21 protein-coding genes and 1 other RNA gene are annotated in these 20,082 nt (G+C 63.8%); 16 read left to right on the forward strand and 6 right to left on the reverse strand.

Annotated elements, in window-relative coordinates:
- Window positions 1-25 precede the first annotated feature (25 nt).
- Window positions 26-1,240, reverse strand: a complete 1,215-nt coding sequence (locus EV664_RS14230) for a type III PLP-dependent enzyme (protein WP_133496397.1) — start codon at window positions 1,238-1,240, stop codon at window positions 26-28.
- A 142-nt stretch (window positions 1,241-1,382) separates the two neighbouring features.
- Here EV664_RS14230 and EV664_RS14235 point away from each other — a divergent pair, with 142 nt between their 5' ends.
- The 3 genes from EV664_RS14235 to EV664_RS14245 are packed head-to-tail and all read left to right on the forward strand — an operon-like array spanning window position 1,383 to window position 3,260.
- Window positions 1,383-2,348 carry a threonine ammonia-lyase gene (locus EV664_RS14235; RefSeq protein WP_133496398.1) on the forward strand — a complete coding sequence of 322 codons (966 nt, stop codon included), beginning with the start codon at window positions 1,383-1,385 and terminating at the stop codon, window positions 2,346-2,348.
- Between the two features lie 44 nt (window positions 2,349-2,392).
- Window positions 2,393-2,587 (forward strand): hypothetical protein, encoded by a 195-nt coding sequence (locus EV664_RS14240; RefSeq protein WP_162848865.1) that lies wholly within the window; start codon window positions 2,393-2,395, stop codon window positions 2,585-2,587.
- A 58-nt stretch (window positions 2,588-2,645) separates the two neighbouring features.
- Window positions 2,646-3,260 carry a hypothetical protein gene (locus EV664_RS14245; RefSeq protein WP_211338516.1) on the forward strand — a complete coding sequence of 205 codons (615 nt, stop codon included), beginning with the start codon at window positions 2,646-2,648 and terminating at the stop codon, window positions 3,258-3,260.
- A gap of 18 nt (window positions 3,261-3,278) precedes the next feature.
- Here EV664_RS14245 and EV664_RS14250 read toward each other — a convergent pair whose 3' ends face one another.
- Window positions 3,279-3,935: an alpha/beta hydrolase gene (locus tag EV664_RS14250; protein ID WP_133496400.1), complete on the reverse strand. Its 657-nt coding sequence runs from the start codon at window positions 3,933-3,935 to the stop codon at window positions 3,279-3,281.
- A 102-nt stretch (window positions 3,936-4,037) separates the two neighbouring features.
- On the opposite strand from EV664_RS14250, the gene EV664_RS14255 reads away from it, so the two are divergent.
- The 5 genes from EV664_RS14255 (at window position 4,038) to EV664_RS14275 (ending at window position 9,389) form a co-directional block, all read left to right on the forward strand.
- Window positions 4,038-5,120 (forward strand): cysteine desulfurase family protein, encoded by a 1,083-nt coding sequence (locus EV664_RS14255; protein WP_133496401.1) that lies wholly within the window; start codon window positions 4,038-4,040, stop codon window positions 5,118-5,120.
- Window positions 5,117-6,211, forward strand: a complete 1,095-nt coding sequence (locus EV664_RS14260; RefSeq protein ID WP_133496402.1) for a cysteine desulfurase family protein — start codon at window positions 5,117-5,119, stop codon at window positions 6,209-6,211. Before EV664_RS14255 ends, EV664_RS14260 begins: the two co-directional genes overlap by 4 nt.
- The gene (locus tag EV664_RS14265; protein ID WP_133496403.1) at window positions 6,208-6,543 is read left to right on the forward strand and encodes a 2Fe-2S iron-sulfur cluster-binding protein; all 336 of its coding nucleotides are present in this window, start codon (window positions 6,208-6,210) and stop codon (window positions 6,541-6,543) included. The genes EV664_RS14260 and EV664_RS14265 overlap by 4 nt, the downstream gene beginning before the upstream one ends.
- A gap of 3 nt (window positions 6,544-6,546) precedes the next feature.
- Window positions 6,547-7,431 carry a class A beta-lactamase gene (bla, locus tag EV664_RS14270; protein WP_133496404.1) on the forward strand — a complete coding sequence of 295 codons (885 nt, stop codon included), beginning with the start codon at window positions 6,547-6,549 and terminating at the stop codon, window positions 7,429-7,431.
- Window positions 7,432-7,931: 500 nt separating this feature from the next.
- Window positions 7,932-9,389 carry an ATP-binding protein gene (locus EV664_RS14275; RefSeq protein ID WP_133496405.1) on the forward strand — a complete coding sequence of 486 codons (1,458 nt, stop codon included), beginning with the start codon at window positions 7,932-7,934 and terminating at the stop codon, window positions 9,387-9,389.
- 9 nt (window positions 9,390-9,398) lie between these two features.
- On the opposite strand, the gene EV664_RS14280 is transcribed toward EV664_RS14275, so the two are convergent.
- Complete coding sequence (locus EV664_RS14280; RefSeq protein WP_308423535.1) at window positions 9,399-10,862, reverse strand: peptide MFS transporter; 1,464 nt, start codon at window positions 10,860-10,862, stop codon at window positions 9,399-9,401.
- Window positions 10,863-11,032: 170 nt separating this feature from the next.
- Between EV664_RS14280 and EV664_RS14285 the strand changes: the two genes are divergently transcribed.
- The 6 genes from EV664_RS14285 (at window position 11,033) to EV664_RS14310 (ending at window position 16,095) form a co-directional block, all read left to right on the forward strand.
- Window positions 11,033-12,091, forward strand: a complete 1,059-nt coding sequence (locus EV664_RS14285; RefSeq protein ID WP_188656445.1) for a DUF47 family protein — start codon at window positions 11,033-11,035, stop codon at window positions 12,089-12,091.
- A gap of 15 nt (window positions 12,092-12,106) precedes the next feature.
- Complete coding sequence (locus EV664_RS14290) at window positions 12,107-13,120, forward strand: inorganic phosphate transporter (RefSeq protein WP_133496406.1); 1,014 nt, start codon at window positions 12,107-12,109, stop codon at window positions 13,118-13,120.
- Between the two features lie 48 nt (window positions 13,121-13,168).
- Window positions 13,169-13,266: signal recognition particle sRNA small type (gene ffs, locus EV664_RS14295), an RNA gene on the forward strand.
- A 516-nt stretch (window positions 13,267-13,782) separates the two neighbouring features.
- The gene (locus EV664_RS14300; protein ID WP_133496407.1) at window positions 13,783-15,453 is read left to right on the forward strand and encodes a DNA polymerase III subunit gamma/tau; all 1,671 of its coding nucleotides are present in this window, start codon (window positions 13,783-13,785) and stop codon (window positions 15,451-15,453) included.
- 5 nt (window positions 15,454-15,458) lie between these two features.
- A complete protein-coding gene (locus tag EV664_RS14305) occupies window positions 15,459-15,782 on the forward strand; it encodes a YbaB/EbfC family nucleoid-associated protein (protein ID WP_133496408.1) in 324 nt (107 codons plus the stop codon).
- 61 nt (window positions 15,783-15,843) lie between these two features.
- On the forward strand, window positions 15,844-16,095 hold the full coding sequence (locus EV664_RS14310) for a hypothetical protein (protein ID WP_133496409.1): 252 nt from the start codon (window positions 15,844-15,846) through the stop codon (window positions 16,093-16,095).
- 38 nt (window positions 16,096-16,133) lie between these two features.
- Here the strand turns inward: EV664_RS14310 and mtgA are convergent, their stop codons facing one another.
- From mtgA to EV664_RS14325, 3 genes are all read right to left on the reverse strand, one after another.
- On the reverse strand, window positions 16,134-16,868 hold the full coding sequence (gene mtgA / locus EV664_RS14315; RefSeq protein ID WP_133496410.1) for a monofunctional biosynthetic peptidoglycan transglycosylase: 735 nt from the start codon (window positions 16,866-16,868) through the stop codon (window positions 16,134-16,136).
- Between the two features lie 119 nt (window positions 16,869-16,987).
- Entirely contained in the window at window positions 16,988-17,893 is a 906-nt protein-coding gene (gene rpoH / locus EV664_RS14320; RefSeq protein ID WP_133496411.1) for an RNA polymerase sigma factor RpoH, read from the reverse strand.
- Between the two features lie 61 nt (window positions 17,894-17,954).
- The gene (locus tag EV664_RS14325; protein ID WP_133496412.1) at window positions 17,955-18,905 is read right to left on the reverse strand and encodes an RluA family pseudouridine synthase; all 951 of its coding nucleotides are present in this window, start codon (window positions 18,903-18,905) and stop codon (window positions 17,955-17,957) included.
- 18 nt (window positions 18,906-18,923) lie between these two features.
- Between EV664_RS14325 and EV664_RS14330 the strand changes: the two genes are divergently transcribed.
- Together EV664_RS14330 and EV664_RS14335 are read left to right on the forward strand one after the other, a co-directional pair.
- Window positions 18,924-19,421 (forward strand): M67 family metallopeptidase, encoded by a 498-nt coding sequence (locus EV664_RS14330; RefSeq protein ID WP_162848867.1) that lies wholly within the window; start codon window positions 18,924-18,926, stop codon window positions 19,419-19,421.
- Window positions 19,402-20,046: a histidine phosphotransferase family protein gene (locus EV664_RS14335; RefSeq protein WP_133496413.1), complete on the forward strand. Its 645-nt coding sequence runs from the start codon at window positions 19,402-19,404 to the stop codon at window positions 20,044-20,046. The genes EV664_RS14330 and EV664_RS14335 overlap by 20 nt, the downstream gene beginning before the upstream one ends.
- Window positions 20,047-20,082 lie beyond the last annotated feature (36 nt).

Genomic DNA, 20,082 nt, shown 5'->3' on the forward strand with positions numbered 1-20,082 from the left:
CTCCCTTCCGGCCTTTCTCTATGCCTCACTGACCCGCTTTGCGGCGGTGCTCGTCCATCGAAACCACCCGGCTGGGCTCGGCTTCGCGCGCATCGCCCAGATAGAGCGAATCCATCGGCTCGTCATCGACGCTGTGCGTTTCATCCGCGCCGAAGCCGTTGAACGCCGTGCGCAGCGCAGCGCCATAGGCACCCAGCATCCCGATCTCGATATAATCGCCGGTCTGAATATCGGCCGGAAGGAGGAACGGGCCTGCCATATGGTCGATATCGTCGCAGGTCGGACCGTAAAAGCTGAACTCCTCGTACGGCGATGCGGTCGGCACTTCGCGCAGCCGCTTCACCGGGAAACGCCAGCCGATATGCGCCGCATCGAACAGTGCGCCATAGGCACCGTCATTGATATACAGCTCGGTCCCGCGACGCTTTTCCACGCGCACGATCAGCGAGCTGTATTCGGCACACAGCGCACGGCCCGGCTCGGCCCAAAGCTCCGCCGAATAGGAAATCGGCAAGCTTTCGAACGCACGATGGATCGTGTCGAAATAGCGCTCCAGCGGCGGCGGCTCCATGCCCGGATAGGTCGAGGGGAACCCGCCGCCAACATCGATCACATCGACGGTGACCGACGCTTCGACGATCGCGGCACGAACGATTTCCATCGCATTTGCATAGGCATCCGGGCTCATCGCCTGACTTCCGACATGGAAGCAGATGCCGAGAGCATCGGCGGCCTGACGCGCGGCGAACAGCAGTTCCTTCGTATCGCCCGGTTCCGCGCCGAACTTCGCCGCAAGGCTCAGTTTCGACAGGTCGGACGATACGCGAAGCCGGACGCACAGCGTCAGGTCTTCGGCACCGCGCGTTGCGCGCACGATCTTTTCCAGTTCCTCGATCGTGTCGAGGCTGAACGTGCGCACGCCATGCGTGAAATAGGCTTCCTCGATCGCTTCCTCGGCTTTGACCGGGTGCATGAAGCACAGGGTCGCGTCCGGCAGGGTGCGCGAAACAAGGCGTACTTCACCGATCGACGCCACATCGTAATGCGTGACACCCGATTCCCACAGGATCTGCAGCAGGTCAGGCGAAGGGTTGGCCTTCACCGCGTACATGCAGCGACCGGGAAATTTTTCGGTAAAGAATGTAGCTGCCCTGCGTGCCGCATGGGGACGGACGAGGGTTACCGGCTGTACCGGACGAAGGGCGGTTGCTAGCCCCAGCGCGCTATGATGCTCGGCCAATTCAAGGGACCTCCACGGGTAGTTCAACACAAAGAGCTGCCTTGCGGTTGGAAGTCCCTTGGGGCAGCGGAGCGCCCACATAGGGGCGAGCTGTTGCTATGTAAAGCGTTTCGGCGCAACTTCGGACGAAACGAGGGTATTTGTGACAATTCTGCGACAACCAACCCGGGCGGGCGTTCGCGATGCCGCGGCGAAAGTGGCGGCGATCCTGCCGCCATCCCCAATTTACGTTCATGACGTGGGCGGGGTTCCCATAACGTTCAAGGCCGAATGTCTGCAACCCGTCGGCGCGTTCAAGCTGCGCGGGGCCTGGCACCGGCTAACCGCGATCGATTCGGCGCAGCGCGAATCGGGTGTCGTCGCCTTTTCTTCCGGCAACCATGCGCAGGGTGTCGCATGGGCGGCGAAGCGACTCGGTATGCCGGCGGTCATCGTGATGCCTGCCGATGCCCCGCGCGTGAAGCGCGAAGGCACACTGGCGCTGGGCGCGGAGGTCGTCATCTATGACCGCGCCACCGAGAGTCGCGAAAAGATCGCGGCGCATCTCGCCCATTCGCGCGGCGCGGTGCTCGTGCCGAGTTTCGACGACCCCTGGATTATCGAAGGACAGGGCAGCACCGCGATCGAAGCGATGAGCCAGATGGTCGAGGCGCGGCTGCCCGATGTATCGCATATGGTGATCCCGTGCGGCGGCGGCGGGCTTGCCTCGGGCATGGCGCTGGCGATTCCCGATGCGAAGGTGACGGTGGTCGAACCCGAAGGCTGGGACGATATGCGCCGCAGCCTTGAGGCCGGGTGGATCGAGCCGGTGGGCGACAATCCCCCGCCGACTGCCTGCGACGCGTTGCAAACCCCGCTGGTCAGCGAACGTACCTTCGAAGTGCTTGCCCGGCGCGATGCGAAGGGCGTGGCGGTGAGCGAGGCCGAAGTGCGGGCGGCGCAGCGCTGGGCGGCAGCGAAACTGCGACTCGTGGTCGAACCGGGCGGCGCGGTGGCGCTCGCCGCGCTGCTCGCGCGCAAGGTGACGCCCGCACCCGGAATGCTGGTCGTGTTGTCGGGCGGCAATGTCGATATTGCCGATTATGCGGCGGCGATCAGTGCCGAATAGTAGGAAGCAAAGGTCTGAGGCGATGAACCTCTATGTGGCGGCCGATGGCTGAGCCGGTCAGCCCCTTGTTTCGGAGCATCGCCGGAGCAGCGCCGGGAATCGCGATGGTCGCGATGTTCCTGCTCGTCATCGGCGGGATCATGCTGATCCGGCGGGGGGCGGATACCCGGCAAAAGGGGATGCTGATGCTGATCTGCGCGGCAGTGCTGTTCGCCAATGTGCTGATCTGGACGCTCTGACGGACCCTTGCAGCGGCCTTGCGGGTTCTTGGCATTCCGAACCAGCCATGAGGAAGCCATGAAGCGCTACATCTCCGCATCTTTCGCCCTTGCTCCGATCGTGCTCATCGCCGCCTGTTCGCAGCAGCCAGTGGCGCAGAACGACGCGAATGCAGCGGTCGGCAATGCGGATGCAGCGGTCGTCGGCGCGGCTGCGCGCGAAGAGGGCGGACTCGCCGGTGATCCCGTGCCGGGCGCAGGGAACCGCGCGAACGAACCCGAACGCAACATGGCAATGTCGAACCCCGATGGCGATCCGACCAGCGCCGCTGCGGCGGGCGATGTCGTGCGCCGCTATTACGCCGCGATCGATCGCGGCGATTTCCGCGATGCTTATGCTTTATGGGGCGATGACGGAAAGGCGAGCAACCAGAGCCTGTCCGGCTTCAAAAAGGGCTTCGCCCAAACGGCCTCGACCAAAGTCGCGATCGGAGAAATGGGCGATCCCGAAGGAGCGGCCGGGTCGATCTATATCGCCGTGCCGGTGGAGGTCGATTCGCGCCTGAAGGACGGCACCCGCCAGCATTTTACCGGCAGCTACACGCTGCGCCGGGTCAACGACGTTCCCGGATCGACCGCCGAGCAACGCCGCTGGCACATCGCCTCGGCCGATCTGAAACGCGCCGGGGGCTGATCTCCGGCGCGCATTGCCTCACTTGATCGGGCAGTTCGGGTCGAGCCGCATGTCGAGATAATTGTTCACGCTCGCCATCAGCGGGTCCATTTCATGTTCGAAGAAATGGTTGGCGCCCGGAATCGTGTCGTGATGAATGGTGATATGCTTTTGCGTGCGCAGCTTGTCGACAAGGCGCTGCACCCCGCTGGGCGTCACCACTTCATCCGCCTCGCCATTGATGATGATGCCCGATGCCGGGCAGGGGGCGAGGAAGCTGAAATCATAAAGGTTCGCGGGCGGCGCGATCGAAATGAAGCCGCGAATTTCGGGGCGGCGCATCAATAGCTGCATGCCGATCCACGCGCCGAAGCTGGGCGCCGCGACCCAGGTCTGCTGCGCTTCGGGATGGAAGCTCTGCACCCAGTCGAGCGCGCTTGCCGCATCCGACAATTCGCCGATACCGTTGTCGAACGTGCCCTGGCTGCGCCCGACGCCGCGGAAATTGAAACGCAGCGTGGCGAAACCGCGCCGCTGAAACGTCTTGTACAGCTCCTGCACGATACGATTGTTCATCGTTCCGCCCGACGAAGGGTGCGGGTGCAGGATCAGCGCGACGGGTGCGCGCGGCTTGGGTGCCGGGGCGAACCGGCCTTCGAGGCGACCTTCGGGTCCGGGAAAAATGACTTCGGGCATTGGTCTTCCGCAATTGGAGGGGTGCGCATGGTGGCACGCCGAAATGTGGAGGCTATATAGGCGGCGTGACCTTTCGCGCAATCATCCTGACACCCGGCCGTCATGGCTGATCGAATCTATCTCGACCATGCGGCGACCACGCCGGTCCGGCCCGAGGCACTGAGCGCGGTTTCGGAGGGGCTGCGCCGCTGGGCGAACCCGTCCTCTCCGCACGCTGAGGGGCGGGCGGCGCGCGCCGCGCTGGAGGATGCGCGGGCACGGATCAAGGCGGCGCTCGGCTGGTCGGGCGAGCTGATCTTCACCAGCGGCGCGAGCGAATCGATCGCGCTTGCACTCGGCCGTCGGGAGCGCCCGCTGCTGGTCAGCGCGATCGAACATGATTCGGTGCTGCGGCTTTCGGGCGATGCCCCGCGCGTCCCGGTATTGCCGGGCGGAGCGGTCGATCGCGATCTGCTCGCGGCGCTGCTCGCCAAAGCCGAAAACCCGCTGGTCGCGATCCAGCACGTAAATTCGGAAACCGGCACGATACAGGGAATTGGCGATATCGCCGGAGAGGTGCGCGACGCGGGCGGGCTGCTGTTTTGCGATTGTTCGCAATCGGCGGGAAAATATGCGCTGCCCGATGCCGATATGATCGCGATTTCGGCGCATAAATTCGGTGGCCCGCCGGGAATCGGCGCACTGCTGGTGCGCGAATTCGCCATGCTCAACCCCGGCGGCGGGCAGGAATTCGGCTATCGCGGGGGGACCGAGAATCTGCCCGGCGCGCTCGGCATGGCGGCGGCGCTGGAGGCGCGCGCCGTGGACGCCGACGGCACCGCACAATGGCTCGCCGCGCTGCGTCCGGCGCTGCTCGATCTTCAGATGAAGCTGACCGATGCGGGCGGCGTGCAGATTGCGCCCGGCGGATCGGCGGCGGTCGCGACCTGGGCGATGCCGGGGGTGAAGTCGGCTGCGCAACTGATCCGATTCGACATGGCGGGCTTCGCGGTGTCGGCGGGAAGCGCCTGTTCGTCGGGTACGCTGAAGACCAGCCATGTGCTGGGTGCGATCCGCACCCCCGCGCCGCTTGCCGAATGCGCGATCCGGGTGAGTGTGGGCTGGACGACCACGCCCGATCAGATCGCTTCCTTCGCCCGCTGCTGGGCTGATATCGCAAGGGATGCGCGGAGCCGCGCGGCATGACCTATCTCGATTATCAGGCAACGACTCCGCTGGCGCCGGAAGCGCTGGCCGCGATGCTGCCATGGCTCGAATCGCAGCATGCCAATCCGCATAGCAGCCACAAAGCAGGCCGCGCGGCGCGCGCAGCAGTCGAAGTCGCACGCGAACAGGTCGCTGTGCCGCTGCCCGCTGGCGGCACCCTGTCGTTCACCTCCGGCGCTACCGAAGCGCTCAACTGGGCGCTGAAAGGGTGCGGCGAGGGGCGGATCGTGACGATCGCGACCGAACATGCCGCCGTGCTCGATACGGTGCGTGCACTGGAGGCGACGGCGCGCGAGGTCGTGGTGCTGCCGGTCGGCGGCGACGGGCTGGTCGATATGGCGGCGGCGCGCGAGGCGATCCGGCCGGGCACCGCACTGGTCGCGGCGATGCTCGTGAATAATGAGATCGGCGTGATTCAGCCTGTCGCTGACCTTGCCGCGCTGGCGCACGAAGCGGGCGCGCTGATGCTGTGCGATGCCGTACAGGGCTATGGCCGGGTCGCTATCCCGGCGGAGTGCGACCTGATCGCGATTTCCGCGCACAAGATTCACGGGCCGAAGGGGATCGGTGCGCTGTGGATTCGTAACGGTGTCACCCTCGACCCGCTGCTCCATGGCGGCGGACAGGAAGCGGCGGGCCGGTCGGGCACGCTCTCGCCCGCTTTATGCGCCGGTTTCGGTGCTGCGGCGGCGCTTGCGGCTGAGCGGCGTGAGGCGGATGCCGCGCACGTCGCCGCACTGTTCGACGCGGCGATCGATGCGCTCGGCAGCGACTGGGTCATCAACGGTTCAGTCGAGGCGCGCTATCGCGGCAACCTCAATATCCGGCGTGAGGGGGTGGACGTAAACCGGCTGATGAGCGAGCTTCGCGACATTGCATTTTCCGCCGGATCGGCCTGTGCCAGCGGATCGGGCCGGTCGAGCCATGTACTTCGCGGGATCGGCCTTACCGATCGCGAAGCACGCAGCAGCATTCGGATCGGCTTTGGCCGCTACACCCAGACAGAGGAACTCACCGCCGCGATGAAACGGATCGACGAAGCAGCAACAAGCCAGCGGGTGTCGGCATGATCGCGGTGCGCTTCATTGATGCCGATGGCCAATCGGTGCGCGAAGTGACCGCCGAGCCGGGCGACAACCTGCTCCGCGCCGGGCAGGCGGCGGGACAGCCGCTTGAGGGCACGTGCGAAGGGCAGATGGCATGTTCGACCTGCCATGTGATCGTGTCGGATCAGGATTTCGAAAAATTGCCGCCCGCCAGCGATGAGGAAGAGGATATGCTCGACCTTGCCGCCGATGTCCGGCGGACGAGCCGGCTTGCGTGCCAGATCACGCTGACCGACGCGCTGGACGGGCTTACCGTGCGCATCCCGGCGCAGGCGCATAATATGCAGGGACGATAAAACATGGATTTTACCCGCCGATCGATGCTCGCCGGTGCGACCGCGCTTGGCCTTGTCGCGACGACACGCGGTGCAACCGCGTTTCAGGCAGCGCAGGGCGGATCGATCTTCGACAAGCTTGAAAATGCGGTAAACGGTAAGCTGTATCTCGCCGTGCTCGATACCGGCACCGGCCACCGGCTGACCTGGAATGCCGATCAGCGCGTAGGGCTGTGCTCGACCTTCAAGCTGCCGCTAGCCGCTGCAGTGATGGCGGGGGCGGAGAAGGGCACGCTCAGCCTCGACACGCCGGTCAGCATCAGCGCTGCTGACCTGCTCGACTATGCCCCGGCGGTGAAGGCGAATCTCGCCAAAGGCAGCATGACGATCGGCGAACTGGCCCGCGCTGCGGTGACCGTCAGCGACAATAGCGCCGCCAATCTGTTGCTGCCGCAGGTCGGCGGGCCGCGCGGCCTCACCCGCTATCTGCGCGAGGCGGGCGATACGGTGACCAGCATCGACCATCCCGAACCGCTCATCAATCGCGTTCGCCCCGGCCAGGATGCCGATTCGACCACCCCCTGGGCGATGGCGGGGCTGGTCAACGATCTGTTGTTCAGCCAGCTGCTTACCGAAGCGCATCGCCGCACGCTCGCCCAGTGGATGATCGACAGCGAAACCGGGCTGAAGCGGATTCGCGCCGGACTTCCGGTCAACTGGAAGGCAGGGGACAAGACCGGTACGAGCGGAGACGGCTGGTATAACGACGTCGCCGTCGCATGGCCGGGCGAGGGGCGACGCCCGATCGTCATCGCCAGCTATCTCTGGGCACCCGACGGACAGCCCGACGCCGCCGATGCGGTCCATGCCAAGATCGGCGAGCTGGTCGGCGCGCTCTTCGCCCCGTGAGGCAACGCCCATATTCCCGCGAACACGGAAATCCCTGACTCCTCGTATTCCCGCGGAAGCGGGAATCCAGAGCCGCATCAACTGCACCCGGCGTCTGCCGCCCTGGATTCCCGCCTGCGCGGGAATACGGCCGGGCACATAGGTGCAGGCAATTGCGGTATCTCACCACCCGATCGAGAAAGGCCTGCCGTATCCCTGCGGAATCGGGAATCCAGAGCCGCACCAACTGCACCTCGCGTCTGCCGCCCCGTATTCCCCCCTGCGCAGGAATACGGCCGGGCACATAGGCGTAGGCAACTGCCGTATCTCGCCACCTGATCGAAAAAGGCCCATCGTATTCCCGCGAAAGCGGGAATCCAGAGCCCCACAAAACCCCCCTTGCGTCTGTCGCGCCGCACTCCCGCCTGCGCGGGAATACCGCCGCCCCCACCCAAAACCCTGTGGATAACCCCGACCGCGCCCTTGCCCCCGACCGCTCCTTTCCGCCATAGCGCGGTCATATGACCGTTCTCGTCGATCTTGGCACCGACGGCGCGGGGAAGACCGTGCCCATCGACCTTGAGGAATTGCTCGCCACGCGCTTGCTGGTGCAGGGCAATTCGGGCTCGGGAAAGTCGCATCTGCTGCGCCGGATGCTCGAAAAGAGCGCCGGTCATGTGCAGCAGGTGATTATCGATCCCGAAGGGGATTTCGTCACGCTTTCCGACGCATACGGCCACGTCGTCATCGACGCGCTCGACCATTCGGAGCGCGAGATCGTGACCTTTGCCGCGCGCATCCGCGAACATCGCGCCTCGGTGGTGCTCAACCTCGAAGGGCTGGAGGCGGACGGGCAGATGCGCTGCGCCGCATGGTTCCTTGCCGCGCTGTTCGATGCCCCGCGCGAACATTGGTATCCCGCGCTGGTCGTGGTCGATGAGGCGCAGCTTTTCGCCCCCACCGGCGGCGGCGAAGTGCCCGAAGATGTCCGCCGCGCCTCGCTGGGCGCGATGACGAACCTGATGTGCCGGGGGCGCAAGCGCGGGCTGGCCGGGGTGATCGCCACCCAGCGTCTCGCCAAACTCGCCAAGAATGTCGCGGCGGAAGCGTCGAACTTCCTGATGGGGCGCACCTTTCTCGACATCGACATGGCGCGCGCTGCCGATCTGCTCGGCATGGAGCGGCGGCAGGCGGAGCAGATCCGCGACCTGCAACGCGGCCATTTCCTTGCGCTCGGGCCCGCACTGTGCCGCCGCCCGATCGCGGTGAAGATCGGCGATGTCGAAACCAGCGCGCGCAGCGGCAGCCCCAAGCTGACTCCGCTGCCCAGCGCACCGGCGGAGGATATGAAGGATCTGCTCTTCGCCGAACTGGCCGATGCTCCGCCACCCCCGCCGCCGCCACCGGTACGGCGTCAGGCACCCGAAACGCTGATGGAGCAGCTCGCGGCCAGCCCCGCGACGCAGCAGTCCTCGGCATCTGCGCTGCCCGACAAATCGCCCGATGAGGTCGAGACGATCATCGCCGATGTGATGCGTGCGATCGTCGCCGACGCCGACTCGGCGTTCCGCGCGCCGCCGGTGCTGTTTCAGGATTTTCAGGTCCGTTGCCGCATGGCCGGATTGTCTCCCCCGCCGCTTGATATCGCCGGCTTTACGCGGCGGCTGTCCTGCGCACGCGCCGGGATTTTCGATGCGCCGGGTGAGGAATGGGCACCGGCCATGGCGCTTGCCGACACGCTGCCCGATGACATGCTCGGCACGTTCCTGCTCATCGCTCGTGCCGCAAAGGAAGGCGAACCGTGCCCCAGCGACTCGGCAATCGCCGAAACCTATGGCACCAGCTCGCTCGGCCGGGTGCGCCGCCTGATCGGCTATATCGAAGAGCGCGACCTGATCGTCACCCGCGTCGACCTCGCCGGAAAGCGCTCGATCACGCTGCCGCATCTCGGCTGGACGACTCAGCCCGCAGAGGTGTGACGCGCGCGGTCAGGCCGGCGCTTCGGCTGGTTCGTCGCTCATCAACCGTTTGGCGAGCAGCAGCTTGAACGCGATGAACACCGCGCCCGCAAAACCGGCGCAGGCGGCGTGGATCAGCCAGAACGTTGTCGTCGGCATCGTCACGTAAAACCCGCCCAGCCAGCCGATCAGCGAATTGGCGGCGAAGAAGGACAGATAATAGAAACCGATCACGGTCGCGTTCAGCGCCTTGGGCGCCAGGCGCGCGAACAGGGCGAGGCTGACCGGCAGCACATGGGCGAAACCGATCGAGTTCATCAGTTCGAACATCATGGGCCAGAACATGCTGATCTTATGGCCAGCTGGCGTGGTTGCGGCGGCCATGAACAGGCAGACCATGCCCCCAACCGAAAAGCCCGCGCCGATGATCATCTTGGTCAGCTCATCAGGCTGTTTCCAATGCTTTCCATACCAGCGGTAAAACAGCGTCACGAGAAACAGGAACGACACCGACACGATCGAATCGATGGTGATCAGGTACGAGGACAGGAACCGGAAATCGAGCGCCGGCACGTTGAACTGGCTCAGCGCAAAATGCTGGTCGCCCCAGATCAGATAGATGTTGAAGATCTGCATGTTGGGGATCAGCGCGATCGCCAGCACCGGGATCAGCAACAAAACCGCGATCAGCGCAGGGATGTCGCTGCGCGTCAGTCTCTCCTTGGGCGCGGCATCGGCACCACGCACTTTAGGGGTGAAATGTTCGCGCGGCAGATATTTCTGCCCGGCAATATAGATGCCGAGCGAGATCAGCATGCCCACGCCCGCCGCGCCGAATCCCCAATGCCAGCCGACATCCTGACCCAGCGTGCCGACGATGATCGGCGACAGGATCACGCCCGCATTGATGCCGAGATAGAAGATCTGAAACGCATCGGCGCGCCGCCGGTCGGTTTCGCCGTACAGCGCGCCGACCTGGCTCGCGATATTGCCCTTCATCAGCCCCGATCCGATGACCAGCGCAAGCAATGCGAACAGAAAGCTCGCTTCGAACGCCATCAGGAAATGGCCCGCCGCCATCGTTATCGCGCCGAACAGCACCGCGCGGCGTTTGCCCAGCCATCGGTCGGCGATGAACCCGCCCGCGATCGGCGTCAGATAGACGAGTGCGGCATAGGTGCCGAAAATCGCCGACGCCAGCGCCTCGCCCGAAAGCCCGCGATACATGGGCAGCGAATGAAACGCCCCGAACGCTGCGACATTGCCGATATTGGCGGGCTGCAACAGGTGGTGCACCATGTACAGCACGAGCAGCGTCTGCATCCCGTAATAGGAAAACCGCTCCCACGCCTCGGTAAAGGCAAGATAGGCCAGCCCTTTGGGATGGCCGAAAAACGCGCGGTCAGTGTGGGTTTCGATGTCGAGTTCGGGCGTCATCTCGGCGGCGGTCATGCGGGAAGGGCGCTCCTTGATCGTCTCGTTTGAAACTATCATGCGTAATGCTGCTCTATGAACCTTAGCTGTCCGGCGCGTGCTGCGACCGTTGCACGTCGCGCCCCTCGCGCCTAAAGCGCTGGCACAAATATGAACGCGGACCTTCTCTCATTCGTCAGATAGCTGCCCTTCCGTACCGATCCGAATCCCCCGATGCACCGGTGCAGGTGATGCTCATCACCTCGCGCGGGACAGGGCGCTGGGTGATGCCGAAGGGGAATATCGGCCCCGGCGTTGCGCCGCATGTCGCCGCCGCGACCGAGGCGAAGGAAGAGGCGGGCGTGATCGGCGCGATATGCCCGGTGCCGCTCGGCAGCTATCGCTACCGCAAGCTGCGGCGCAGCGGCGCGTCGCTGATGGCCGATGTCGAGGTATTTCCGCTGGCCGTCACCGACGAACTTTCGGCATGGAAAGAACAGCATCAGCGCGACCGCCGCTGGTTTTCACTCGCCGAAGCGGCGGATGCAGTCGACGAACCCGATCTGGGGGAATTGATTCGCTCCTTCGCCGCGTCCGAATTCAAAAATGCCGCCGCGCGCACTGCGCCGACGGGCGGCACGTCACCAAAATCAGGGATAAAATCGATGTTCGCGTGGTTTCAGCGCCTGTTGCCCCGGACGGGCAATTTCTTCGGCATGTTCGAGGCGCATGCCGCCACGGTTCTGGCTGCCGCCGATGCCACCGCTCGCCTGTTCGGCGAAGGGCAGGGGGCCGATGAGCATATTCGCGAGATTGTCGAGCGTGAACATGATGCCGACGAAATCACCCGCGAAGTATTGCAGACGGTTCGCCGCACCTTCCTCACCCCGTTCGACCGGGGCGCGATCACCAGCCTGATCGGCGCGCTCGACGATACGGTCGATGAGATGCAGGCCGCGGCACAGGCCATCGACCTCTATCAGTTCACCGAATTCACGCCGCAGATGCGCGATATGGCAGCAATCGTCGTCGATGCGGCGCGGCTGACCGCCGATGCCATGCCGCTGCTGCGCGATGTCGCGCGCAACGGGCGGCGGCTGCACGAACTGACCGAGCGGCTCATCCGGATGGAGGGCCATGCCGACGATATCCATACCGAAGGTCTGAGAGAAGCGCTGAAACAGCATGGCCAGACCGATACGCTGCGCTTTGTCGTGGAGCGTGAAATCTACAAACATCTCGAACGGATCGTCGATGCGTTTGAGGATGTCGCCGACGAGATCGACGGCATCGTCATCGACCACGTCTGATCCGGCGAACCGCTTGTGCATGAACTCGCTTTTCCGCTGCTCGTCGCGCTCATTCTTGTCGCGCTGGCGTTCGATTATCTGAACGGCCTGCACGATGCGGCCAATTCGATCGCGACGGTGGTCGCCACGCGGCTGCTCTCGCCGGTCATGGCGGTCGGCTTCGCGGCCGTGTTCAACTTCGCCGCCTATTTTCTGACCATCGCCTTTCCCAGCCTGCATGCGGTTGCGGAAACGATCGGCAAGGGGCTGATCGACAAGGATCTGGTAACCCCGGCGGTCATTTTCGGCGCGCTGATCGGTGCGATGTTCTGGAATGTCGTCACCTGGCTGAAAGGGATTCCGTCCTCGTCAAGCCATGCGCTGATCGGCGGGCTGATCGGATCGGGCGTTGCCCATGCCGGGCTTTCCGGCATCGAATGGTCGGGGCTGAACAAAACGCTGATCGCGATCGTGCTGTCGCCGATGATCGGCATGTTCCTCGCCATGCTCGTCATGCTGCTGTCGAGCTGGGCGCTGCACCGGGCAACCGCGCGCGGCGCGGAAAAGGGGTTGCGCGTGATGCACCTCATTTCCTCGGCCGCGTATTCGCTCAGCCATGGCCTGAACGATGCGCAAAAGACGATGGGCATCATCACGGTGCTGCTCTATTCGACCGGCTATCTGACCGGCCCGTTCGAAGTGCCGCACTGGGTCGCCATCGCCTGTTATACCGCGATCGCATTGGGCACGATGACCGGCGGCTGGCGGATTATCGAGACGATGGGATCGCGAATCACCAAATTGTCGCAGCATCAGGGGTTCAGCGCCTCCGCCGCCGGATCGGTGGTGCTGTTCGGCGCTTCCTGGCTGGGCATTCCGGTTTCGACCACCCACACCATCACCGGCTCGATTATCGGGGCAGGGACCGCGCGGCGTGCATCGGCGGTCCGCTGGGGCGTGGCGCAGAATGTCGTCGTCGCATGGATCGTGACAATTCCCGCTTCCGCAGCGGTGGGCGCGCTGTTCTACTATCTCACCACCTTTTTCTGATGCGCGCGGCGGGGGTTGCGTTGCCGCGATGATTCCACCATATGCCCGACCGGGAGTCGGGCGGACGGTGCCGTCGCCAACCCGGTCAGGTCCGGAAGGAAGCAGCCGCAACGATTTCGCATCGGGTCGTTCCGGCTCCCACCTCTCTCCAGATTTCATGGATCGCGACCCGTCGCAGCATCGTCATTGCGAGCCCCGAAGGGGCGCGGCAATCCAGAGCGCCACCCCGCCCGCAGCCATGCATCAAGCCGCACCAACCGCCACCGCTCCGCGCAACCATAGCGCCACACGCCAGCGGCCCCGGCCTGCGCCGGGGCGACGCATAGTGTCAGCGACGTATACGCACCGCGATTTGCCAAAATCGTCGCCCCGGCGCAGGCCGGGGCCGCTACCGTCTGCCACCGCCCCCAACCCAGACCCCCAATCCCCTCGATAGCGAACCACCCCGGAAATTCACCCGCCAGACCGTCCGGGGCTTTCCTACACGCCCCGCTTATGGCATAGCTGAATCGGAACAAAACAGGATCATTCACGATGCACGATGCACGCACCCTTCGGAAATCGGAATCGGTTTCGTGGATCGGGTGGGGGAGCGAGGGGGGGCGTAGTGTGAACTTTGACAAGTTTCGACACGCCCGCCCGGTTGGGCTAGACAAGCTGCGATGAACGAATCTTCCCTCGGACTCGACGAACCGCCCCAGCCGCAAAAGGCTGAGGCCTATCGCGTGCTCGCGCGCAAATACCGGCCGCAGACCTTTTCCGAGCTGATCGGGCAGGATGCGATGGTCACCACGCTGGCCAACGCAATCAAACGCGACCGGCTGGCGCACGCATTCCTGCTCACCGGCGTTCGCGGCGTGGGTAAGACCTCGACCGCGCGGCTGATCGCGAAAGCGCTCAATTGCATCGGTCCGGATGGAAATGGCGGCCCGACCATCTCGCCCTGCGGCGTGTGCGAACCCTGCCGCGCCATTGCCGAGGGGCGGCATATCGATGTGATCGAAATGGACGCGGCGAGCCATACCGGCGTTGACGATGTGCGAGAGATTATCGATGCCTCGCGCTATGCGGCGGTGTCGGCGCGCTTCAAAATCTACATCATCGACGAAGTGCATATGCTCTCCAAAAACGCCTTCAACGCGCTGTTGAAGACGCTGGAAGAGCCGCCCGAACATGTGAAATTCCTGTTCGCCACCACCGAAGTGAACAAGGTGCCGGTGACGGTCCTGTCGCGCTGCCAGCGATTCGACCTGCGCCGAATCCCGGCGGACAAGCTCGCCGCGCATTTCGCGTTCGTGACGCAGCAGGAAGGGGCAGAGGCCGAACCCGAAGCGCTCGCGCTGATTGCCCGCGCTGCGGAAGGATCGGCACGCGACGGGCTTTCGATTCTCGATCAGGCGATTGCCCACGCCGATATGGAGGGCGGGGGCGTTCGCGCCGACTCGGTGCGCCAGATGCTTGGCCTGTCTGATCGCGGCGCGGTGCGCGACCTGTTCGGCCTGCTCCTGGCGGGCGATGCGGCAGGCGTCATCGCCGCGATCCGGCGGCAATATGATCTCGGCGTCGATCCGCAATCGGTGATGCAGGCGCTGCTCGAAACGGTGCACAGCGTCACGCTGGTCAAGGTCGGCACGCCTGATGATCCGGCGCAGTCGGTCGAAACGCGTGCGATGCTGGCCGAATGGGCCGGGTCGCTGTCGAACCCGGTGCTGCACCGGCTATGGCAGATGCTGCTGAAAGGACATGAAGAGGTTGCCCGCGCAGCCATGCCGATCGAGGCATGCGAAATGGCGCTGCTGCGGGTCGTTCACGCCGCGTCGCTGCCCGATCCCGGCGATCTCGCCCGCCGCCTGATGCGCGGGGAGGGGGCACCGCCCGCTCCGGCAGAGGCGCCATCGGCGCCCTCCGCGCCGGCGCCGAATGCGCAGATCGCGCCCGAACCTGCTCCGGAGCCTGAACCGCCCAAACTGCCCGACAGCCTCGAAGCGCTGGCCGCGCTGCTGGAGGCGAACAACAAACATGCGATGGAAGCGCAGGTGCGGAATCTGGTCAGCCCGATCCGCTTCGACCCGCCGAAGATGGAAATCAGCGCGGCGCGTCCTTTGCCGAGCGATTTTTTGCGTGACCTTGCCGCGGACCTGCGCGAAATAACGGGCGTTATATGGAAGATCACGGCGAGCGACGCGCCGGGTGAGCCGACCTTGCGCGAACAGCGCCGCGCCAATGCGGAGGCGGATCGCGCGGCGGTGCTCGCCGAACCGATGGTCGCGGCAGCGATGGAAGCATTTCCCGGCGCCGAACTGGAGCGCTGGACCCGCAGACAGAATGGATGAATGCGATGCAGAATCTCGAAGAAATCATGAATATGGCGCAGAATGTTCAGAACGAACTTCAAAAGGCGCAGGCCAATCTCGATAATATTGAGGTTGAGGGGAAATCGGGCGGCGGGCTCGTCACGGTAAAAGCCACCGCCAAGGGCCGGATCGTCGCGGTCGATGTGGACGAATCGCTGCTTCAGCCCGCCGAAAAGCAGGTGGTGGAGGATCTGATCGTCGCTGCGTTCAACGATGCACGGGCGAAGGCGGATCAGGCAAGCAACGAGGAAATGTCCAAGCTCACCAGTGGGATGCAGCTTCCCCCCGGCTTCAAAATGCCGTTCTGATCGCGGAACAAGCGGAACCTGAAAAAGGTTATGCTCCCCATCATGTTGAGGAGGATGACCGATGGTCGAAGAACGCACTACCGAAACGCCGGGCCACACCCATACTACGGTGATCGAGGAACGGCGCAGCGGCGGCGGCGGTTTGCTGATCGGAATAGCCGTCCTGATTCTGGTGATTGTCGGCGCTTATTTTCTGCTCAACCAGAGCAAGAATGACGATCTCCAGACACAGGCGATCACCGGCGCAGCGAAAAGCGTTTCCGACACCGCCGACAAAGCTGGCGACGCAATCGATCAGGGTTCGAAGGAATGATTGCTGGATGAGGACGACCCATAGGGTCGGATTTCACCTCATTTATAAACGCAGCTATCATATCCGCTATTGCGTACGACATTGATCCGCTTGCGGATCGTATTGCCATAGCGGCGGGTAAAACCTGTCGGCGCGATCCCGGCGCGCTTTTTGGGGAGCGGCAGCACAGCGGCGATCTGCGCCGCTTCCTGCGCAGTCAGCCGGTCTGCGCCGTGATGGAAATAGCGTTCGGCACCTGCATTCACGCCATAGGTGCCGATCCCTGTCTCGGCGATGTTCAGATAGACTTCCATGATCCGCCGCTTGCCCCACAGATGCTCGATCAGAAAGGTGAACCAGGCCTCAAGCCCCTTGCGGAAATAGCCGCCATCCTGCCACAAAAAGGCGTTCTTCGCAGTCTGCTGGCTGATCGTCGATCCGCCGCGGATGACATGCCCGCCGCGCTCATTGCGCTCGAACGCTTTGCGGATCGCTTCATAATCGAAACCCGAATGCTCGCAAAACCGCGAATCTTCACCGGCGATCACCGCACGCACCATATTGCGATCGATCCGGTCGATGCTCATCCAGTCGCGCGTTGCGCCATGCCCGGAAAGCATGTCGCTTATCATCGTAAAAGTGATCGGCGGCGGTACGAAGCGATAGATCCCGACCCAGATCACCGACAACAGCACGAATGCCAGCGCGAGCTTGAACAGCGTAACGGCCATCCAGCGCACTGGTCCCCGTCTACCCCGCTTTGCCTTGCCGGCCTTTTTCGCTTTGGTCGCCATGATGTTCCGCAGATTGACACTTGCCGATTTGCGGAGAATGTCCGGCAACCGGGGATGGCGCTACCCGATGTCGCTATCCCCGCCGGCAATCGCCCCCGCTTTGCAGAGGCGATGCACCATCATCCCGCAGCAAGCAACCGCTTCTCACCGGCAAGCCGCATCATCGCCTTTTGCAACTTTTCGAATGCACGCACCTCGATCTGGCGAACCCGCTCACGGCTGACACCATAGACCTGGCTCAGTTCCTCAAGCGTCTTGGGATCGTCGGTGAGCCGCCGTTCGGTCAGGATATGCTTTTCGCGATCGTTGAGATCGTCCATCGCCTCGACCAGCATATCGTGGCGCACCTCGGCTTCCTGCACGTCGGCAACGCGCTCGTCCTGAAGCGGTTCGTCGTCCTGCAGCCAGTCCTGCCACTGCGCCTCACCATCTTCGCGCATCGGTACGTTGAGCGAGGTATCGCCGCCCATCGCCATGCGACGGTTCATGCTGGTGACTTCTTCCGCAGTAACGCCAAGATCGGTCGCGATCTTTTCGACGTCCTCGGGCTTCAGATCGCCGTCCTCGAACGCGTCGAGCTTCGCCTTCATCCGGCGAAGATTGAAGAACAGCTTTTTCTGCGCCGCCGTGGTGCCCATTTTGACGAGGCTCCACGAGCGCAGGATGAATTCCTGAATCGAGGCGCGAATCCACCACATCGCATAGGTGGCGAGGCGGAAACCGCGATCGGGCTCGAATTTCTTCACGCCCTGCATCAGGCCGATATTGCCCTCCGAAATCAGCTCGCTGACCGGCAGCCCATAGCCGCGATAGCCCATGGCGATCTTCGCGACGAGGCGGAGATGGCTGGTCACCAGCTGCGCCGCTGCTTCGGGGTCCTGATGCTCCTGAAACCGCTTGGCGAGCATATATTCCTGCTCGGGCGTGAGAATCGGGAATTTCTTGATCTCGGCAAGATAGCGGTTGAGGCTCGCCTCTCCCCCAAGCGCGGGGATCGTCGCCGGGACGTTGCTGCCGCTTGCCATGATCTTCGTCTCCTTATCCGTCCGATGGCGCTGTCATACACGGTCAGCGCGTCACCAATTTCTATACGTGAAGTTTGGCCAACAGTTCCCGCATGTCACGGGGCATTTGACTATCAAACGATAAAGCACTGCCATTTATAGGATGAATGAACCCCAAACGGGCAGCGTGCAAGGCCTGGCGCCGGAAATCCAGCGTTTCCAGAATGGGCCGATGCGCGGGGCGCGGACGGCCATAGGTCTGGTCGCCGAGCAGCGGATGCCCGATCGACGCCATATGCACACGCACCTGATGCGTGCGCCCGGTTTCCAGCCGGCATTCGACCAGCGCAGCCTCTTTCAGCGGTTCGACCAGCCGATAATGGGTGACCGCATGTTTGCCCCCCGAAACGATCGCGACCTTCTTGCGATTTGCCGGCGATCGTCCGAGCGCCGCCTCGATCGTTCCCTCGCCCTGAGTGGGCAGACCCGCAACGATCGCCAGATAGCGCCGGTCGATGCTATGCGCCTTGAACTGGCGCGCCAGCCCCTCATGCGCACGGTCATGTTTCGCAGCGACGATCAGACCCGAGGTGTCCTTGTCGATTCGGTGCACGATGCCTGGACGAGCGACGCCGCCGATGCCGGACAATTGCCCGGCACAGTGGTGCAGCAATGCATTGACGAGCGTGCCGTCGGGATTGCCTGCCGCCGGATGCACGACCATGCCGACCGGTTTGTCGATGACGATCAGATGTTCGTCTTCGTACACGATGCGCAGCGGAATCGCTTCGGCAATATTATGCGCCGGTTCGGGTGCCGGGATCGCCACGCAGAAAACATCGCCTGCCGATGTCTTCTGCGACGCGTTGCGGACGGGAACGCCGCGCGGATCCAGTACATTGCCTTTGGCGATCAGCGCTTTCAGCCGTTCGCGCGACAGGCTGGGCAGCGCTTGCGCAAGCGCGCGGTCAAGACGCCAGCCATGGGCGTCGTCCGCTATCCTTGCTTCGATTGTGGAAACCCCCCGATCCATTCGGCTAAGGAGATGGGGATGAATGTCCGGATTTCAAGAGCGCTGCTGTTGGGCCTGATGCGCGCCGCCGCTGCATCGCCGCACGCCGAAATCTGCGGCGTTCTGCGCGGTCGGGAAGGCGAGGTTCGCACCGCAATAGCCGCTGACAATGTCGCTGCCGCCCCATCACACCGGTTCGAAATCGATCCTGCCGTCCTGCTTCGCTGCCATCGTCTGGCACGCCGCGCCGGTGCGCTGCGGATTCTCGGTTATTATCATTCGCATCCGGACGGGCGGCCCTATCCCTCGTCGACCGATGCGGCGATGGCGCAGCCCGACGGGAAATTATGGCTGATCGTCACGGATCGGGAAGCACGACTGTGGCGTGCGGTGCCGCACGGGTCTATGCACGGCCGCTTCGATCCGGTTGCTTTCGATTTGATCGCTGGTAAGCGGGTTGCCACGTCCGTGGCCGCAGTCCTGCGGTCGGAAAGGGCAGAATGCTGGAGCGTCGAGCTTGAATATTTCCGCGACTGATTTTGCAAGCCTGTTATGTTCGCGGCTGTGCCACGATCTGTTGAGCCCGGTCGGCGCGCTGAACAACGGGCTGGAACTGCTGGCCGATGAGCATGATCCGGAAATGCGTGCGCGATGCCTTGAACTGCTTGGCGAAAGCGCGCGGGCTTCCGCCAACAAGCTGAAATTCTTCCGCCTCGCTTTCGGCGCGGCAGGCGGGTTCGGCGAAACCGTCGATTCGCGGGAGGCGCATGCCGCGATCCTGGGCCTGTTCGGCGATAATGCGCGATTGAATCTCGGCTGGATGGTGAGCGCGCAGGTGCTTCCCAAACAGGCGATCAAGGTTCTGCTCAATCTTGCGCTGATCGGCGGCGATGCGCTGGTGCGTGGCGGACAGCTCGATATCGCTGCGGAAACGGTGGACGACATGATCGAGATCGGCGTGCGTGCCGACGGGCCGCGAATCGTGCTCGACGGCGAATTGCGCGCAGCGCTGCTCGGTCAGTCGGGCGACCTGCCGGTGACGCCGCGCGCGGCGGCGGCATTTCTGACGCATGCATTGGTCGAACAAAGCGGCGGCACTTTGCAGGTTTCGCCGCCAGAGGCGGATATCCTCGTCTTCGGCGTATCTTTTCGCGCGGGGTAAACCAGCTCTTAACCCTATCAGGGCATGATCGCGCGG

The organism is Stakelama pacifica (genome assembly GCF_004361835.1).
Classification (GTDB): Bacteria; Pseudomonadota; Alphaproteobacteria; order Sphingomonadales; family Sphingomonadaceae; genus Sphingomonas; species Sphingomonas pacifica.

Coding starts and splice junctions, on each gene's coding strand:
- EV664_RS14240 (WP_162848865.1), top strand. CDS start 2,393: ATGGCTGAGCCGGTCAGCCCCTTGTTTCGGAGCATCGCCGGAGCAGCG.
- EV664_RS14245 (WP_211338516.1), top strand. CDS start 2,646: ATGAAGCGCTACATCTCCGCATCTTTCGCCCTTGCTCCGATCGTGCTC.
- EV664_RS14250 (WP_133496400.1), bottom strand. CDS start 3,935: ATGCCCGAAGTCATTTTTCCCGGACCCGAAGGTCGCCTCGAAGGCCGG.
- EV664_RS14255 (WP_133496401.1), top strand. CDS start 4,038: ATGGCTGATCGAATCTATCTCGACCATGCGGCGACCACGCCGGTCCGG.
- EV664_RS14260 (WP_133496402.1), top strand. CDS start 5,117: ATGACCTATCTCGATTATCAGGCAACGACTCCGCTGGCGCCGGAAGCG.
- EV664_RS14265 (WP_133496403.1), top strand. CDS start 6,208: ATGATCGCGGTGCGCTTCATTGATGCCGATGGCCAATCGGTGCGCGAA.
- bla (WP_133496404.1), top strand. CDS start 6,547: ATGGATTTTACCCGCCGATCGATGCTCGCCGGTGCGACCGCGCTTGGC.
- EV664_RS14275 (WP_133496405.1), top strand. CDS start 7,932: ATGACCGTTCTCGTCGATCTTGGCACCGACGGCGCGGGGAAGACCGTG.
- EV664_RS14280 (WP_308423535.1), bottom strand. CDS start 10,862: ATGATAGTTTCAAACGAGACGATCAAGGAGCGCCCTTCCCGCATGACC.
- EV664_RS14285 (WP_188656445.1), top strand. CDS start 11,033: ATGCTCATCACCTCGCGCGGGACAGGGCGCTGGGTGATGCCGAAGGGG.
- EV664_RS14300 (WP_133496407.1), top strand. CDS start 13,783: ATGAACGAATCTTCCCTCGGACTCGACGAACCGCCCCAGCCGCAAAAG.
- EV664_RS14305 (WP_133496408.1), top strand. CDS start 15,459: ATGCAGAATCTCGAAGAAATCATGAATATGGCGCAGAATGTTCAGAAC.
- EV664_RS14310 (WP_133496409.1), top strand. CDS start 15,844: ATGGTCGAAGAACGCACTACCGAAACGCCGGGCCACACCCATACTACG.
- mtgA (WP_133496410.1), bottom strand. CDS start 16,868: ATGGCGACCAAAGCGAAAAAGGCCGGCAAGGCAAAGCGGGGTAGACGG.
- rpoH (WP_133496411.1), bottom strand. CDS start 17,893: ATGGCAAGCGGCAGCAACGTCCCGGCGACGATCCCCGCGCTTGGGGGA.
- EV664_RS14325 (WP_133496412.1), bottom strand. CDS start 18,905: ATGGATCGGGGGGTTTCCACAATCGAAGCAAGGATAGCGGACGACGCC.
- EV664_RS14330 (WP_162848867.1), top strand. CDS start 18,924: ATGAATGTCCGGATTTCAAGAGCGCTGCTGTTGGGCCTGATGCGCGCC.